Annotated in this window: 16 protein-coding genes and 1 pseudogene; 9 read left to right on the top strand and 8 right to left on the bottom strand. The window is 66.4% G+C overall.

Going from position 1 to position 14,538, the window contains the following annotated elements:
• Nucleotides 1-82: 82 nt before the first annotated feature.
• Entirely contained in the window at nt 83-544 is a 462-nt protein-coding gene (locus F6X42_RS03105) for a transposase (protein ID WP_187632799.1), read from the top strand.
• A 160-nt stretch (nt 545-704) separates the two neighbouring features.
• On the opposite strand, the gene F6X42_RS03100 is transcribed toward F6X42_RS03105, so the two are convergent.
• Nucleotides 705-1,190: a DUF2147 domain-containing protein gene (locus tag F6X42_RS03100; protein WP_187632798.1), complete on the bottom strand. Its 486-nt coding sequence runs from the start codon at nt 1,188-1,190 to the stop codon at nt 705-707.
• A 284-nt stretch (nt 1,191-1,474) separates the two neighbouring features.
• Here F6X42_RS03100 and F6X42_RS43775 point away from each other — a divergent pair.
• Together F6X42_RS43775 and F6X42_RS03095 are read left to right on the top strand one after the other, a co-directional pair.
• Nucleotides 1,475-1,561: pseudogene (locus tag F6X42_RS43775) on the top strand (helix-turn-helix domain-containing protein); the annotation flags it as partial.
• 48 nt (nt 1,562-1,609) lie between these two features.
• Nucleotides 1,610-2,326 (top strand): DUF2968 domain-containing protein, encoded by a 717-nt coding sequence (locus F6X42_RS03095; RefSeq protein ID WP_187632797.1) that lies wholly within the window; start codon nt 1,610-1,612, stop codon nt 2,324-2,326.
• Nucleotides 2,327-2,520: 194 nt separating this feature from the next.
• On the opposite strand, the gene F6X42_RS03090 is transcribed toward F6X42_RS03095, so the two are convergent.
• Nucleotides 2,521-2,712: a hypothetical protein gene (locus F6X42_RS03090; RefSeq protein ID WP_187632796.1), complete on the bottom strand. Its 192-nt coding sequence runs from the start codon at nt 2,710-2,712 to the stop codon at nt 2,521-2,523.
• 180 nt (nt 2,713-2,892) lie between these two features.
• On the opposite strand from F6X42_RS03090, the gene F6X42_RS03085 reads away from it, so the two are divergent.
• A complete protein-coding gene (locus F6X42_RS03085) occupies nt 2,893-3,120 on the top strand; it encodes a hypothetical protein (RefSeq protein ID WP_187632795.1) in 228 nt (75 codons plus the stop codon).
• 30 nt (nt 3,121-3,150) lie between these two features.
• Here F6X42_RS03085 and hfq read toward each other — a convergent pair whose 3' ends face one another.
• Nucleotides 3,151-3,618, bottom strand: a complete 468-nt coding sequence (gene hfq, locus F6X42_RS03080; RefSeq protein WP_187632794.1) for an RNA chaperone Hfq — start codon at nt 3,616-3,618, stop codon at nt 3,151-3,153.
• 438 nt (nt 3,619-4,056) lie between these two features.
• On the opposite strand from hfq, the gene F6X42_RS03075 reads away from it, so the two are divergent.
• From F6X42_RS03075 to F6X42_RS03055, 5 genes are all read left to right on the top strand, one after another.
• Nucleotides 4,057-4,194, top strand: a complete 138-nt coding sequence (locus tag F6X42_RS03075; RefSeq protein WP_187632793.1) for a hypothetical protein — start codon at nt 4,057-4,059, stop codon at nt 4,192-4,194.
• Between the two features lie 26 nt (nt 4,195-4,220).
• The gene (locus F6X42_RS03070) at nt 4,221-4,781 is read left to right on the top strand and encodes an RNA polymerase sigma factor (protein WP_187632792.1); all 561 of its coding nucleotides are present in this window, start codon (nt 4,221-4,223) and stop codon (nt 4,779-4,781) included.
• Nucleotides 4,781-5,689 (top strand): anti-sigma factor family protein, encoded by a 909-nt coding sequence (locus F6X42_RS03065; protein ID WP_187632791.1) that lies wholly within the window; start codon nt 4,781-4,783, stop codon nt 5,687-5,689. The genes F6X42_RS03070 and F6X42_RS03065 overlap by 1 nt, the downstream gene beginning before the upstream one ends.
• A gap of 85 nt (nt 5,690-5,774) precedes the next feature.
• On the top strand, nt 5,775-7,352 hold the full coding sequence (locus F6X42_RS03060; protein ID WP_187632790.1) for an FAD-binding oxidoreductase: 1,578 nt from the start codon (nt 5,775-5,777) through the stop codon (nt 7,350-7,352).
• A gap of 60 nt (nt 7,353-7,412) precedes the next feature.
• A complete protein-coding gene (locus tag F6X42_RS03055) occupies nt 7,413-7,844 on the top strand; it encodes a hypothetical protein (protein ID WP_187632789.1) in 432 nt (143 codons plus the stop codon).
• Here F6X42_RS03055 and F6X42_RS03050 read toward each other — a convergent pair.
• The 5 genes from F6X42_RS03050 to F6X42_RS03030 all read right to left on the bottom strand — a co-directional run bounded on the left by F6X42_RS03050 (nt 7,841) and on the right by F6X42_RS03030 (nt 14,396).
• Nucleotides 7,841-8,761, bottom strand: a complete 921-nt coding sequence (locus F6X42_RS03050; protein ID WP_246529929.1) for a DUF1571 domain-containing protein — start codon at nt 8,759-8,761, stop codon at nt 7,841-7,843. The genes F6X42_RS03055 and F6X42_RS03050 overlap by 4 nt on opposite strands.
• Nucleotides 8,762-8,826: 65 nt before the next feature.
• Entirely contained in the window at nt 8,827-10,614 is a 1,788-nt protein-coding gene (locus F6X42_RS03045; protein WP_187632788.1) for an AMP-binding protein, read from the bottom strand.
• 37 nt (nt 10,615-10,651) lie between these two features.
• The gene (locus F6X42_RS03040) at nt 10,652-11,953 is read right to left on the bottom strand and encodes an acetyl-CoA C-acetyltransferase (RefSeq protein WP_187632787.1); all 1,302 of its coding nucleotides are present in this window, start codon (nt 11,951-11,953) and stop codon (nt 10,652-10,654) included.
• 77 nt (nt 11,954-12,030) lie between these two features.
• On the bottom strand, nt 12,031-12,966 hold the full coding sequence (locus tag F6X42_RS03035) for a MaoC/PaaZ C-terminal domain-containing protein (protein WP_187632786.1): 936 nt from the start codon (nt 12,964-12,966) through the stop codon (nt 12,031-12,033).
• Between the two features lie 14 nt (nt 12,967-12,980).
• The gene (locus F6X42_RS03030) at nt 12,981-14,396 is read right to left on the bottom strand and encodes a 3-oxoacyl-ACP reductase (RefSeq protein ID WP_187632785.1); all 1,416 of its coding nucleotides are present in this window, start codon (nt 14,394-14,396) and stop codon (nt 12,981-12,983) included.
• Nucleotides 14,397-14,538: the final 142 nt, after the last annotated feature.

Genomic DNA, 14,538 nt, shown 5'->3' with positions numbered 1-14,538 from the left:
ATTTTCAGGATTCGGAGTGGTCTGATAGTTTGCACACGGATGACTAGCTATCTTTTGTCGTTGTTCTGACAAAGGAGGAAGCATGAACCCGTATCGCGAAATCACCGATGAAGAATGGCAGCGCGTTGCGCCACTGCTGCCCGAACTCCGGCCGCGTATCGAAATGCGTGGCCGTCCGCTTGCCGATACCCGCTCGGTGCTCAACGGCGTGCTGTGGGTCATGTATAGCGGGGCCACCTGGTCCGCAATCCCGCGCCGCTACCCGTCGTATCAGACCTGTCATCGCCGCTTCAAGTCGTGGTACGAATCGGGAGCGCTCAAGCCCGTCACGGAGCAACTGCTCGGCGCCGCGAGCGAAGATCTCTGCAGATTGATGGAAGCACGCATGCGCACGCACATCAGCGCACCGAAGAAACGCGCCGCGGCCCGGCGGCGCGCGCGCGCGGCGTTCCGTGTTCCTCCGGCCGTATACAACCCGGCACCGGCCACGCCGGTGCCGGCGCCGCCGTCCGCTTGCGCTGCATCGTTCAAGCAGGCCGCATGACCATCGCAAACAGCTTGCCACAATGAAAACGGCCGCGCGATTCGTGATCGCCGGCCGTTTTTTTACGTTCCACTCCTGGTGCTAGGCGCGCCATCTTCGCAGCGCGACGCGCTCATTCAGACGAGGTGCGAGGCGCCACGCACGCGCTGAACGTCGAACCTCACTGCTGTCGAATCCACGTCTGCGAGCGGCCGAGCAGCGCGACACCAATATAGCCACGCACCACGAGTTTGTTGCCGCCGTCTTCGAGACGCATCTTGCACTTGTAGAGCTTGCCGTTTTCAGGATCGAGGATCTGGCCGTGATCCCAGGCGTCGCCATCCTTCTTCATGCTGTTGATGATCGTCATGCCGAGAATCGGTTGATCCTTGCGCGCGTCGGTGCATTCGGTGCAGCGGCGATCTGGCTGCTCATTCGCGCCGATACCCCTGATAACCTTGCCGTTCAGTTCGCCATTGCCGTCCTGTGTGATCTGCACGAGCGCCTTAGGCTGGCCCGTGTGATCGTCGATGGTTTGCCACGTGCCGATCGGTGTACCGGTCTGCGCCATCGCGGTCACGGCACCGGCGAGCAGGGCGCCTGCTAGTGCGGCGTGACGAACGGTGCGCAGCGCGAGCGTGCGGGCACGTTGAGTGAATTGCGTCATTGTCTTCCTCCTTGACGTGAGACCGCGCGATCGTGGTCGCGCGGCGTTATGGGCATCGCGGTCGGATGTGCGACCGGACTTCGCGATGCAGGACGATGTCAGTGGCGTGCCATTTGCATCGTCAGCGCAGAATACGCGAAAGTGCACGCTCCGTTTGATAGTGGAGCTTCTAATCAGCGCGCAGCATTTCTGAAGCGTGTCAATTCAGCTGATAGGAGAACGTCGCGTTGATGCGCGGACTGCGCGACGCGAACGGTTCGGCGCCGGCAGGATACAGCGCTTTGTCTGGGATTAGCCGCAAGGTTCTATCGGAGAAAATGCGCAAGTACCAAATTTTCGATGAAGAGCCCGAAACCCGCGAAACTGAGTAATAATGCCCCGTTTCAACTAAAACAAAATCTGTTAACAGCAGGTACTACATGGACCGAAAGTCAAAGCTACGAGAGATTGCTCTGGCCGCATGCATCGTATTGGGGGCCCTTCAGGGCGCGAATGCACAGGCTCAGCAGAACAGTGGCGCAAGCAGCGCAGTCGTGTCCCAGCCGGGCACGGCGACCGCGTTGCCCGACACGCAGCAGGCCGGCCAGGCGGAGACCACTGCACTGACGCCGGATGAAAACCGGCAATCCGCCACCGGCAACGTGGCGGAATTGCAGCAGATGATCCACGGCGCGGATCTCAGCGAATTGCGCACCACGTATAACGGCACCTACGGCGCGAGCCTGCTGTTCTACGGCAAGGAGATGACCTACTACGTCGCGCTGTTCCAACAGAAGAACTTCTGGCGCGTGATCAAGACGCAGGACGCCGCGCGCGCCGAGCTCATCTACAAGGATTTCGCGCGGCAGACGATGCAGCTGTCGGATGTCGAGATCCGTCGTACTCGACTCGAAGCGCAGAAGGCGTTCACGCAGCGCATGGTCGCGCTGTCGCAGGAACGCGCGAGCCGGCTGCAGGCCGACCTCGACGTCGCGCGTCAGCAGCAGAGCATCGTCGCGAGCCAGCAGGAGCAGAAGCGCGCCGAGGCGACCGAATTGGCGCAGCAGAAGGCGGCCGCGCAGGATCAGTTGCGCGTTGCGCAGCGTCAGGTGCGCGACTTGCAGCGTCAGCTCGACAGCGGCTTGCCGGTGCATTGAGCACGGCGGTGTGAGCCTTCGTGGTAGGGCGGGTCGGCGCGCAAATCGATGCACCGTCCGGCTCGTGCGCGAGTAGGGTTGGCCGGTGCGTTGCGCGCGCCGTTAGCCGGCCCATCGCATTTCAGCCGCGGGGCTCTTCGGCATCTCCAGTCATCAGCGTTTCTTCGCTGGTCACGACGCGAGACGGCTCGACCTCAATGCCGTCTGTGCTTGTCCGCCTTCGTTTTGCGCATCCGCTCGCGAGACGGCTCCGTCACGTCGACGGCGATCGGATCGCTGGCGGGGAAGCTTTCCATCAGCGCTTCGTCGAGTCTGATGTCGGCGGACGTCGGCGGCGTCCGGCGCGTGCGCGCAGGCTGGGAAGCATGCTGGCTTTTGCTGGTCATGGCGCGCTCCATCGGTAGAATCAATCATTCAGCATAGCGCATCGCGGCTATTGGTGAGCGCCGGCCGAATCGCGCAGGCGCGTCGTTTGAAACCGGCCGGCATCGATTCGTTCTCCGAGTGTCGCGGCCACGCCTGCGCCGCGAATGACCGCTCCATCGATCCATCACACAGCCAACCACATGAACGGGACAAAGCCGGCGGGTACGCGACGTGTGCTCGCAGCGCATGTCGTGGAAACCGAACTGGAACACCTGGATTGGGCGACACGCCAACCGGCACTGCACGTGTTCGACACCGGCTACTGGCGGCGCCGCGTGCTGGCGGTCAAGGGGAGATTCGAGTTGACCGGGCGGCAGCTGATGCAACTGGAGAAAATTCTGCTGCGCCTCGGTCCGTCCACGGAGTAGCGAGGCGCGGCCGTTACCGCGGTTTCGTATTTATTCGTGATTGCCGCCGGGGCTGCCGCCGCCGTGGTTGCCGCCATGATTGCCGCCTTCGCCGCCGGTGCCGAACAGACGACGGCGCCGCGTGACGACCACCGGGCCTTCGGTGTTGCCGCTGCCGCGATCGCTCGGCGCACGTTCCGACGACGACCCGCCATACGATTCACGCGGCTCGCGATGTTCGCGCGAACCATGCGGACCGCGCGCGCCATGTTCGCCATGCGACGTTCGGCCCGTGCGCGGCGCCGGCCGCGTGCCGGTGTCGAGCTGGATCGTGGAAATCGCGCGCTTGTAGATGCCTTGCAGGCCAACCGGCGTGCGCAGCATCACCAGGTACTGATCGAACGACTCGATGCATCCGGTCAGGCGGATGCCGTTGACCAGATAGATCTCGACGCGCTTTCGTTCCTTGCGCGCAGCGTTCATGAAGTCGTTTTGCGGATGCGATTCTGCGGAAGCCATGGAGAATTCAGGTTAGATAGACGGTGGTTCGCAGCGATTTTACCCCTTCTGGTCTATGCGGGGCAGAACGCGTCGACGGGGCGAACTTTGTCCACTATAACGGCTTGTGAGGACATAAGCATCCGATAACGCGGCACTGTAACGTTGAGTTACGAATCTGCTGGTCAATGGCGGCTTATTCCGGCCTCTCCAGGCATTGCCGGCATGGTTGGCGGAAAAGGAAGAACATAGGGGCATGTTGCGCGACCACGGCGGCGGCGTCGAAGCGCCGCGCAGAAGCCCGGAGAAACAGCGCGGCAAAACAGCGCCACGACGGCGGTGGAATAAACCATGCGATCGCGGCGTTAAGTCCAGTATGGCAGCACCGCATTCCGCGGCCTGCCGCCCGCCGCGCCGGTCGGTCGATCGCGCGCCGGGCATCTGCCAGGAGGCTCCACCATGAAAGCATCCCGTATTCTGTCAGCGCTCTTCGTACTGCTCGCGCTCGCGTGCGGCTCCCTCGCACACGCGGCCGATACCGACAACGCCGCGTCGAGCTCGAGCGGCAACAGCAACAGCAGCGGCGGCGGCTACTAACGCCGCGACCGGGCCTGGCACGCCGGGTGACATTCGAAGCGGAAGTGATCGCGTGGTTGCCGCAGCTGCGCCGCTATGCGCGCGCACTGACCGGCGACCACGCCTGGGCCGACGATCTCGTGCAGGATACGGCGGAGCGTGCGCTTGCGCGCTGGTCGGCGTTCCGGCCGAACAGCAATCTGCGCGCGTGGTTGCTGACGATCCTGCGGCATCTGTACATCGACCAGTTGCGCGGGCGTCGCGAGATCGCCGTCGACGACGAAAGCGCGCCGTGGCGCAATCTGGAAGCGCCGCATGGCGAGGTCGACGGTCTGGTGCTGCGCGACGTGCAGCGCGCGCTGTACTGCCTGCCGCTCGAGCAGCGTGAGGTGCTGCTGCTGGTGTGCGTCGAAGAGCTGTCGTACCAGGAGGCGTCGAGCGCGCTGGGGGTGCCGATCGGTACGGTGATGTCGCGGCTGTCGCGGGCGCGCGAGCATATGCGCGCGTTGCTGTGCGAGCAGCCGCCGGGGCCGATGCACGGAGCGCAGCCCGGTGCGCCGCGAGCGGCACACAAAGTCGCCCCGCTGAAAGTGGTGAGAAACCGATAATGGACAACGACGACTTCGATTCAGGCTTGCCCGCCGAGCTCGATCTGCGCGCGCTGTCGGCCTATGTCGATGGCGAATTGCCGGATGATCGGCGCGCCGCGATCGAAACGCAGCTTCGCGAGCATCCTCAGGCCGCCGCGCGCGTCGCCGCGTGGCGCGCACAGAAGGCGGCACTGCGCGCGCTGTGCGGCGCGGCGGGCAGCGATGCGCGGCAAGCGCAAGCAGGGCAGCAGGCCGACGGCCAGCAACCGGCTGCCGAACCCGGCGAGCGTCCTGATGCCGGCCGCCAGCCCGCGCAGGAGCAGGAGCCGGCTTTTATCGTCGTGCGTCGTATGCGGCCGTGGTGGCAGCGCGCGGGTCTCGCCGCCTGCTGGCTCGCGGCCGGCGCCGGGCTCGCGCTGGCGCTCGGTCCGTTCGCGCCGCGGCTGATCGGCGGCGCGTGGGGCGGCTTCGGCGGCCAGCCGGCCGGTTTTGCGCAGCGCGCGGACGTCGCGTACGCGGTGTACACGCCCGAGCGGCGTCATCCGGTCGAAGTCGCCGCGAGCGAAGAGGCGCATCTGATCACGTGGCTGTCGAAGCGACTGAACCGTCCGCTGTCGGTGCCGTCGCTGCAGGAGTATGGTTATTCGCTGGTGGGCGGCCGGCTATTGCCCGGCGAGGCGGGTCCGGCCGCGCAGTTCATGTACGAGAACCAGGCCGGCGCGCGCCTGACGCTGTATGTGACCGGCACCGGGCGCGACGAAACCGTGTTCCGCCTGTTTCGCGACGGCAACCGCCGCACTTTCTACTGGATCAACGACGGTATGGGCTACGCGCTGTCCGGCGCGATCGCGGAAGGCAAGCTGCGCGAGATCGCGATCGACGTGTGCAATGCGCTCGGTGGCAAGCCTGAGAGCTGGCAGCAGTAGCGGGCGGTAGCATGTCGTAAAGGCCGTCAGCGGCGAATTGCTGCCCGCGCGACCGCGGCCGCCGGGTGCCCGACAAGGAGACGCCTTGCCCCAGACGCTGCCCCCCAACCTGTCCGCCGCGCAGTTCGACCGCGCGCTCGCCGGCTGGCGCGCGGTCGTCGGTGACGCGCACGTGCTGAGTTCCGACGCCGACCTCGCCGTCTATGTCGATCCGTTTGCGCCCGGCGAGCGACGCGCGTTTGCCGCCAGCGCCGCGCTGCTGCCCGCGTCGGTCGATGAAATTCGCGCGGCGCTGCGCATCGCCAATCAATACCGGATTCCGCTGTGGACCGTGTCGACCGGGCGCAACTTCGCGTACGGCGGCGCCGCGCCGCGTCTGACCGGCTCGGTCGTGCTCGACCTGCAGCGCATGAACCGCATCCTCGACGTCGACGAAACGCTCGCCTATGCGCTCGTCGAGCCCGGCGTCAGCTATTTCGAGCTGTACGCGCATCTGCGCGACAAGGGCTACAAGCTGTGGGTCGATCCGCCGGCCGCCGGCTGGGGCAGCGTGGTCGGCAACACGCTCGAGCGCGGCTTCGGCTATACCGACTACGGCGATCACGCGGCCGCACAATGCGGGATGGAGGTGGTGCTCGCCAACGGCGACGTGCTGCGCACCGGCATGGGCGGCATCGAGATCGGCACCGCCTGGCAGCTGTATCAGCCCGGCTACGGGCCGTCGTTCGATGCGATGTTCATGCAGTCGAACTACGGCATCGTCACGAAGCTCGGCGTGTGGCTGATGCCCGCGCCGCCCGCGTACCTGCTCGGCGAAATCCAGTTTCGTCGCGAGGCGGACCTGGAGGCGATCGTCGAGCTTCTGCGGCCGCTGCGGCTCGACGGCACGATCCGCAATCACGCGGTGATCGAGGGCGGTTTGCGGCGCGCGGCGAGCCTGTCGCCACGCCGACAATGGTACGACGGCGCGGGCGCGATGCCGGAGAGCGCGGTGCAGGCGATGCTCGACAAGCTCGGCGTTGGACGCTGGAATCTGCATTTCGCGCTGTACGGCACGCCCGAGTTGATCGACGCGCGCCATGCGCTGATCGAGCGCGCGTTCGCGCGGGTGCCACAGGCGCGGCTCACGGCGGCGCGTTATGCGGGCGACGCGCAGCCGACCGGTGGTGGCGACCGCAACATGGCCGGCATTCCCGCAATGACCGCGTTTCGCATGCTCGACTGGCGCGGCGGCGCGGGCGCGCACGTCGATTTCGCGCCGATCTGTCCGGCGACCGGGCGCGACGCAATGCGCCAGTACACGATGGTCAAGGCGCGCGCCGCGGAATACGGCTTCGATTACTACGGCGGCTTCACGGCGGGCGCGCGGCATCTGCACCACATTTTCTCGGCGATTTTCGATCGCGACGACGCGAACCAGGTGGAGCAGGCCGGCGCGCTGCTGCGCTCGCTGATGAGCGATGCGCGCGCGGCCGGCTACGGCGAATATCGCGCGCATCTCGCGTATATGGACTTTGCGGCCGCGCAATACAGCTTCAACGACGGCGCGTTGCTGCGTTTCGCGGAAACGCTGAAGGATGCGCTCGACCCGAACGGGATTCTCGCGCCGGGCAAGCAGGGCATCTGGCCGGCGGCGTGGCGCGACCGGCGCGGATACACATGAGCGGCGAGTGCCCACTCGCCCGGCAAACTGAACCGCAAACAGAACGGGACTGGCACGCCAATGGATCGACGCACTTTCATGCTCACCGGCGCATGGCTCGCGACGGCCGCGGGCGGCGCATGGCCGTGGCTCGCGCAAGCCGCTTCATGCGCTAATGACGCGCGCGCGTTCGCGATCGTCGACTCGACCCTCGAATGCGGCGCGTCGTTCGCGCGCTATGCCGCGCATCTTCGGTTGCCAACCTTCGAAACCGGCGATGACGCCGGCGCGCTCTGGTTCACTACGCTCGCGCCGCTGCTCGACGACGGCCGGACCCCGCACGCGATTCCCGCGCTGATCGGCTTCACGCGCGCGTCCGATTACTTCATCCTGCAACGCCTCGCGCTTCGCATGGGACGCTTCGTCGAGCATAGTCACGAAGCGCGCGACGGGCTGCACGCGCAACCCGCGTACGTGGCCTTCGCGCTGACGCCACGCAGCGCGCGCGGCTAGAACTGATAGTCCTTGTTCTTCGGATCGAAGGTCGAATCGTCGAACGTCTTCGGCGTGATGTTCTCGAACACGATCTGCTCGAAGAGCCTGCCGTCGTTGTCGTAAGACTCGATGCTGCGAAAGAACGGATGCCGCAAATCGAGCCCGAGCGTTTCCTTCTTTGCGTAGAACTCCGGCTGGCCGACCGGTGTTTCGAATGTGAACGCGACGACGCGCACGCCGTCGATCGTCTTCACTTCGATCTGCGTCGAACGCGGCAAGCCGGCCTCGGTGTATTTCCTGCCTTCGCTCAGATATTGTTGGACGACGTACTCGGTGCCGAGATCGCGCACGCTGTGATTCGATTGCGAGCGTGCGAGCGCGCCGGTCAGCGACGTCCACAACGGCATCACGTTCATGATGCCGCCGAGGTGGCCGTACGTTTGGTCGCTGCGTTTCGATTCGTCGTAGATGATTTCCTGGCCCGCGTGCGCGCCGTCGGGCAGCCACTTCGCGTAGATCCGCAGCGGGTTGTGCGCGACGCGCACCAGCATGTGATCGGGCTGCTCGGGCCACACGCCGCGAATGCGTTCGGAGCGCGACATCGTGAACTCGTACGACGGGTAGCCGTTCGGCCCTTCCTTGAAATAGCGCGGCAGCGCCAGCGGATCGAGCGACTGGAACAGCGCGACCAGTTGCGCGTCGCTGAGTTTTTCGAGCGTGCCGCTTTGCTGCGCGGCGCGCAGCCATTTGACCTGGTTGTCGAGCGTCAGCTTGCCGACCTGAGCGGCCGGCGTGGCCGGCGGCTTGACGGCGCTCGCGGTGTTGAGCGGGGGCGGGCGGTCGTCGTTCTGCGCGAAGGCTGTCTGCACCGAAAGCAGGGCGGCGCCGGCAACGAGCGCACTCAGCAACGAACTTCCCAACCCGCGGTGCTTCATGAATACCTCCAGAAAAATGCCACGGCCGATAAGGCAATAACGTACCAACGCAATCCTTATTCCCGTCAGGCAGACTTCTGCTTCGCCAGTTCCTCGTCGCGCAACGCGCGGCGCAGAATTTTGCCGACGTTGGTTTGCGGCAGCTCGTCGCGGAACTCGACGAGCTTCGGCACCTTGTAGCCGGTCAGATTCTTGCGGCAGTACGCGATCACCTGCTCGGCGGTGAGCGTCGGCGTGCGCCGCACGATAAACACCTTTACGCGCTCGCCCTGCGCGGGGTCGGGCACGCCGATCGCGGCCACTTCGCGCACGTCCGGATGCGCGGCGATCACGTCCTCGATTTCGTTCGGATACACGTTGAAGCCCGACACGATGATCAGGTCCTTCTTGCGATCGATCAGCCGGATAAAGCCGCGCGAATCCATCACGCCGATGTCGCCGGTCGCGAGCCAGCCGTCGTCGTCGATCACCTTCGCGGTTTCGTCGGGGCGGTTCCAGTAGCCCTTCATGACCTGCGGACCCTTCACGCATAGCTCGCCCGCCTCGCCGACGTTGGCCCAGCTGCCATCGTCCTTCCTGAAGCGCACCTGCGTGGACGGCGCGGGCAGGCCGATCGAGCCTTCGAAGTCGCGCTGCTTGCCCAGCTCGACCGGATTCATCGATACGATCGGCGAGCACTCGGTCAGCCCGTAGCCCTCGACGATCGGCTTGCCCGTCACCGCCTTGAAGCGCTCGGCGACGGCTTTCTGGGTCGCCATGCCGCCTGCCATCGCGAGCTTCAGGCCCGAGAAGTCGCGCCGGCGGAATTCCTCGTTGTCGAGGAACGCGTTATAGAGCGTGTTGACCGCGGTCATGCCAGTGAACTTTTCGTGGCGGATGATCATCATCACGCGCTTGATGTCGCGCGGATTCGCGATCAGGATGTTGCGCCCACCGAGCCCCATGAAGATCAGCGCGTTCACGGTCAGCGAGTAGATGTGATAAAGCGGCAGCGGTGTGAGCACCGTTTCCCCGTCGCCGGACAGCTGCCCCGCGGCCCACGCCTTCGCCTGCAACAGATTGGCGATGATGTTGCGGTGCGTGAGCATCGCGCCTTTTGCGACGCCGGTCGTGCCACCGGTGTACTGCAGGAATGCGATGTCGTCGTGGATCGCGTGCACCGGCGTGTGCGGCCGCGAATAACCGGCCGAAAGCGCTTTCAACAGCGGCACCGCCTGCGGCAGCTTGTAGGCGGGCACCATTTTCTTGACGTGACGCAGCACGAAATTGAGCAGGTGTCCCTTCACATTGAGGCCGTCGGCAAGCAGATCGCCGAGGCCGGTCACGATCACGTTGCGCACCTTGGTGCCGGGCAATGCATCTTCGAGCGTCTTCGCGAAGCTCTCGAACACGACGATCGTCTGCGCGCCGCTGTCTTTCAACTGATGCGCGAGTTCGCGCACCGTGTACAGCGGATTCACGTTGACGACCACCGCGCCCGCCTTGATCGCGCCGAACAGCGCGACCGGATACTGGAACGTGTTCGGCAGCATGATCGCGACGCGCTCGCCCGGCTGCACGCCGATGCTTTGCAGATACGCCGCGAACGCGCTCGCCTTGCGGCCCAACTCGCCGTACGTCATGTTCGCGCCGACGCTGACGTAGGCGACGCGCTCGCGGAACTGCTCGATGCATTCGTCGAAGAACTGGCTGAGCGACTCGTATTGCGTGACGTCGATGTCGCGCGGCACGTGGTCAGGATAGGACGCGTACCAGATGCCGTCGGTGTTCGGCGCCGGGTTGGGCACCGGGTTTTGAACAGGCGTACCGCCTGCGTCCGGCACGTGCAGCGGGGCTTGGGTGGGCTCGGTCATCGGTTGCCTCCTGAAAATGTTGGTATGCGCTGCCGCGCTAGCGTTCCAGAATCGCGACGACCCCTTGGCCGCCCGCCGCGCAGATCGAGATCAGCCCGCGTGCGCTGCCGGCCGGTTTGTCGAGCTGTGCGAGCATCTTCGCGAGCGCGGCGACGATGCGTCCGCCCGTCGCCGCAAACGGATGGCCGGTTGCGAGCGAACCGCCGTTCACGTTGAGCTTCGCGCGATCGATCGCGCCGAGCGCGCCGGCGAGGCCAAGCTGCGTGCGGCAATATTCGTCATCCTGCCATGCCGCGAGCGTGCACAACACCTGCGCCGCGAACGCTTCGTGGATTTCATAGAAATCGAAGTCCTGCAGCGCGAGGCCCGCGCGCGCGAGCATGCGCGGCACCGCGTAGACGGGCGCCATCAACAGGCCTTCCTGCTGGTCGAAAAAGTCGACCGCCGCCGTTTCCGACCAGCTCAGATACGCGAGCACCGGCAAGCCGCGCTCGGCCGCCCACGCCTCACTCGCGAGCAGCACCGCGGACGCGCCGTCGGTCAGCGGCGTCGAATTGCCGGCGGTCAGCGTGCCGGCGTCGCGGTCGAACACCGGCTTGAGAATGCCGAGCTGTTCGAGCGACAGGTCGGCGCGCAGGTTGTTGTCGCGCGCGAGGCCCTTGTACGGCGTCATCAGATCGTTGACGAAGCCGCGCGCGTACGCATCGGCGAGCTTGCGATGGCTGTCGTATGCGAGTACGTCCTGCGCCTCCCGGGAGATGTTCCAGCGCTTGGCCATCAACTCGCAATGCTCGCCCATCGACAGCCCCGTGCGCGGCTCGCCGTTGCGCGGCAGGAGGGGCTTGAAGAACATGCCGGGCCGCAGCCTGCTGAGCGCGGAGATACGCTGCCCCGTACTCTTGCCGCGATTCGCTTCGAGCAGGATCTTGCGCATCCGCTCGTTGACGCCGATCGGCACGTCGGACGTGGTATCGACGCCACCCGCGATGCCCGCGTCGATCTGCCCGAGCGCGATCTTGTTGGCGACGAGGATCGCGGCTTCGAGGCCGGTGCCGCAGGCCTGCTGCACGTCATAGGCGGGGGTTTCCTTCGCGAGCGTGGTGGACAGCACGGACTCGCGCGTCAGGTTGAAGTCGCGCGAATGCTTGACGACCGCGCCCGCCGCGACTTCGCCTAGACGCACGCCGTGCAGGCCGTAGCGATCGATCAACCCTTGCAGCGTGAAGCTCAGCATGTCCTGATTCGATGCGCTCGCGTACGCGGTATTCGAGCGGGCAAACGGAATCCGGTTGCCCCCCACGATGGCGACGCGGCGCACGGCGGGTTGCGGGTGGGGCATGCTCGGCTCCTTTGGCTCGTTCCCGGATTATCGGGCGATGCGGACGATGCGAACGATGTGAACGGCGCGCTCGCGGCTCACAGCAGCCGCCACTGCATGCGTCCGCGTAAATGCGGCTTTTCTCCGGCGATATCGCGCACCTCGATATCCCGCTCGATCAGCGACGGCGATGCGCTCCACAGCGACGCTTCGCCCGGCAGCAGCATCGGCACCTTGAACTCGGCGCTGAGTGTCGCTTCGGCGAGCGGCTTCGGCGGCTGCAGCGACGACGCGGCACGCGCGAGCGTCCACATGCCATGCGCGATCGCGCGCGGAAAGCCGAACGCTTTCGCTGACAGCGCGCTGATGTGGATCGGGTTGTAGTCGCCGGACGCGCTCGCGTAGTCGCGGCCCAGTTGCGGCGCGAGCTGCCAGCGCGCGATCCGTTGCAGCGCATCGGAGCCGAGCGTCAACGCTTCGAGCGGATGGCCGAGCGCCGGCACCGCGCGCTTCAGATAGACGCTGTCGCCGTCCCACACCGGCTCGCCGCGTCGATAGATGCGCGTATGCACGACGAACGCCTGGCCCTTGTCGTGACGCAGCAGCGCGCCGAATTCGACCTCGATGCGCAGCAGGTCCTTGAATGCGAGCGGCCGGCGCAGCCGCACGTGATTGGCCAGATGCACGAGTCCGAGCGCGGGCCACGGAAACGCGGGGTCGGTCAGCATCAGCAGATGCAGCGGAAACGCGAGCAGGTGCGGGTAGGTGAGCGGTACGCCGTGCTCGGGAATGAAGCCGCACACGCGCGCATAGCGCCACACGGGGCCGGGCTCGAGCGCGACGGCGGGGCGCACGAGCCGCAATGGCGGCAGCCGCGTGTCGCGTCCGCGCTTGACGATGCCCGCCAGCGCGCGTCCATACAGCTTCGCCGGCGCGGGCAGGGTGTCGATGACGACGGTTTTCGGCCGCGCGCCGTCGCCGCCCGGCGCGGGCACAAGCTGACGGCTGCCGAACGGGTCACGCGGTTCTTCCATGCCCATGCTCCCGTTCAGGCGCCAACCAGGCTTTGACCGCACACGCGCACGACCTGGCCCGTCACACCCGCCGAGCCCGGATGCGCGAGCCATCCGATGGTCTGCGCGACGTCGACGGGCTGGCCGCCCTGGCTCATCGAGTTCATGCGGCGGCCGGCCTCGCGGATCGCGAGCGGCATTTTCGCGGTCATCTGCGTTTCGATGAAGCCGGGCGCGACCGCGTTGATCGTAATGCCGCGCGCGCGCAGTTGCGGCGCCATGCTCTGTACGCGGCCGATCACCCCCGCCTTCGACGTCGCGTAGTTGGTCTGGCCGGGATTGCCCGCAATGCCGCTGATCGACGACACCGCGACGACACGCCCGCCGTCGCGCAGGATGCCGCCCGCGAGCAGCGCGTCGTCGATGCGCTCCTGCGCGCTCAGGTTGATGTCGATCACGCTTTGCCACGCGGCATCGGTCATCTTCGCGATGGTCTTGTCCCGGGTAATGCCGGCGTTGTGCACGACGATGTCGACGCCGAGCTCGTCGAGCGCGGCGGCGATCTGCGCGGACGCTTCGGGCGCGGCGATGTCGAACGCGAGCACGCTGCCGTTCAGCTGACGGATCGTCGCATCGAGCGCGTCGCGCGCCGACGGAACGTCGAGACCGATCACATGCGCGCCCTCGGCCGCGAGCACGCTCGCGATCGCGGCGCCGATGCCGCGCGCGGCGCCCGTGACGAGCGCGCGCCGGCCGGCGAGCGGCTGGCGCCAGTCGAACGCGGGCGCGTCGTGCGGGAGCGCGCGATGCGCCGCGATCCGCACCACCTGGCCCGACACGTACGCCGAGCGCGGCGACAGAAAGAAGCGCAGCGTCGCCTCGATGCCGCTTTCAGCGCCTTCCTCGACATACACGAGATTCGCAGTGATGCCGCGCCGCGCTTCCTTGCCGAGCGAGCGCACGAGCCCTTCGAGCGCGCGCTGAGCGGTCCACTGACGCGGGCTCGCGCAGGCCTCGGGCGGCCGGCCCAGCACGACGATGCGCCCACACCTGCCGAGCGAGCGCAGCGTGTCGTGGAAAAAGCCGTGCAGCGGTTCGAGCAGGCTGCTGTCGTCGATACCGCTCGCGTCGAACAGCAGCGCGGCGAGCTTGCCCGGCGAACCGGCTTCGGCCGGCTCGAAGCGGCCGGTCATCAGACCGTGGCGAGTGGCGAGCGGTATCCAGAGCCCGGCGCTTTCATGTGCGACGCTCGTCATGCCGACGCTCGCGATCAGACTCGCGAACGCGTCCAACAGGCGCGGCTCGCGGCCCGCGCCGATCGCGATCAGGCCGTCGAACTCGGGCCGGTCCGCGCGATAGCGCCGCAGCACCTCGGGCGTCGGCAGCCCGAGCGAGCGCGCGAGACGGCCGCCAAACGGCGAGTTGACGAACTTCAGGTAGGAGTCGTTCATGTTATCGGTTGCTCCGCTGGACGCGCCGCCGCTGGCCTGCGGGTTTCTTCAGGGGCGCCGGACGTGTGTCAGTGTGCCTTGAGTCGTGTGACTCGGGTACGGTTTGCGGCGCCGCGTCGACAGTTTTTTCGGCGCGAGCGCG

Origin of the sequence: Paraburkholderia podalyriae (assembly GCF_014397785.1) — a bacterium.
Lineage (GTDB): Bacteria > Pseudomonadota > Gammaproteobacteria > Burkholderiales > Burkholderiaceae > Paraburkholderia > Paraburkholderia podalyriae.
Note: the sequence above shows the minus strand (reverse complement) of the source record. Positions and strands in the feature narration are given on the sequence as shown.

Bases quoted from the DNA above. Each gene is read 5' to 3' on its own strand.
- F6X42_RS03035 (WP_187632786.1), bottom strand. From the start codon at position 12,966: ATGGAAGAACCGCGTGACCCGTTCGGCAGCCGTCAGCTTGTGCCCGCG.
- F6X42_RS03055 (WP_187632789.1), top strand. From the start codon at position 7,413: ATGGATCGACGCACTTTCATGCTCACCGGCGCATGGCTCGCGACGGCC.
- hfq (WP_187632794.1), bottom strand. From the start codon at position 3,618: ATGGCTTCCGCAGAATCGCATCCGCAAAACGACTTCATGAACGCTGCG.
- F6X42_RS03085 (WP_187632795.1), top strand. From the start codon at position 2,893: ATGAACGGGACAAAGCCGGCGGGTACGCGACGTGTGCTCGCAGCGCAT.
- F6X42_RS03045 (WP_187632788.1), bottom strand. From the start codon at position 10,614: ATGACCGAGCCCACCCAAGCCCCGCTGCACGTGCCGGACGCAGGCGGT.
- F6X42_RS03075 (WP_187632793.1), top strand. From the start codon at position 4,057: ATGAAAGCATCCCGTATTCTGTCAGCGCTCTTCGTACTGCTCGCGCTC.
- F6X42_RS03105 (WP_187632799.1), top strand. From the start codon at position 83: ATGAACCCGTATCGCGAAATCACCGATGAAGAATGGCAGCGCGTTGCG.
- F6X42_RS03050 (WP_246529929.1), bottom strand. From the start codon at position 8,761: ATGAAGCACCGCGGGTTGGGAAGTTCGTTGCTGAGTGCGCTCGTTGCC.
- F6X42_RS03095 (WP_187632797.1), top strand. From the start codon at position 1,610: ATGGACCGAAAGTCAAAGCTACGAGAGATTGCTCTGGCCGCATGCATC.
- F6X42_RS03100 (WP_187632798.1), bottom strand. From the start codon at position 1,190: ATGACGCAATTCACTCAACGTGCCCGCACGCTCGCGCTGCGCACCGTT.
- F6X42_RS03040 (WP_187632787.1), bottom strand. From the start codon at position 11,953: ATGCCCCACCCGCAACCCGCCGTGCGCCGCGTCGCCATCGTGGGGGGC.
- F6X42_RS03090 (WP_187632796.1), bottom strand. From the start codon at position 2,712: ATGACCAGCAAAAGCCAGCATGCTTCCCAGCCTGCGCGCACGCGCCGG.
- F6X42_RS03030 (WP_187632785.1), bottom strand. From the start codon at position 14,396: ATGAACGACTCCTACCTGAAGTTCGTCAACTCGCCGTTTGGCGGCCGT.
- F6X42_RS03065 (WP_187632791.1), top strand. From the start codon at position 4,781: ATGGACAACGACGACTTCGATTCAGGCTTGCCCGCCGAGCTCGATCTG.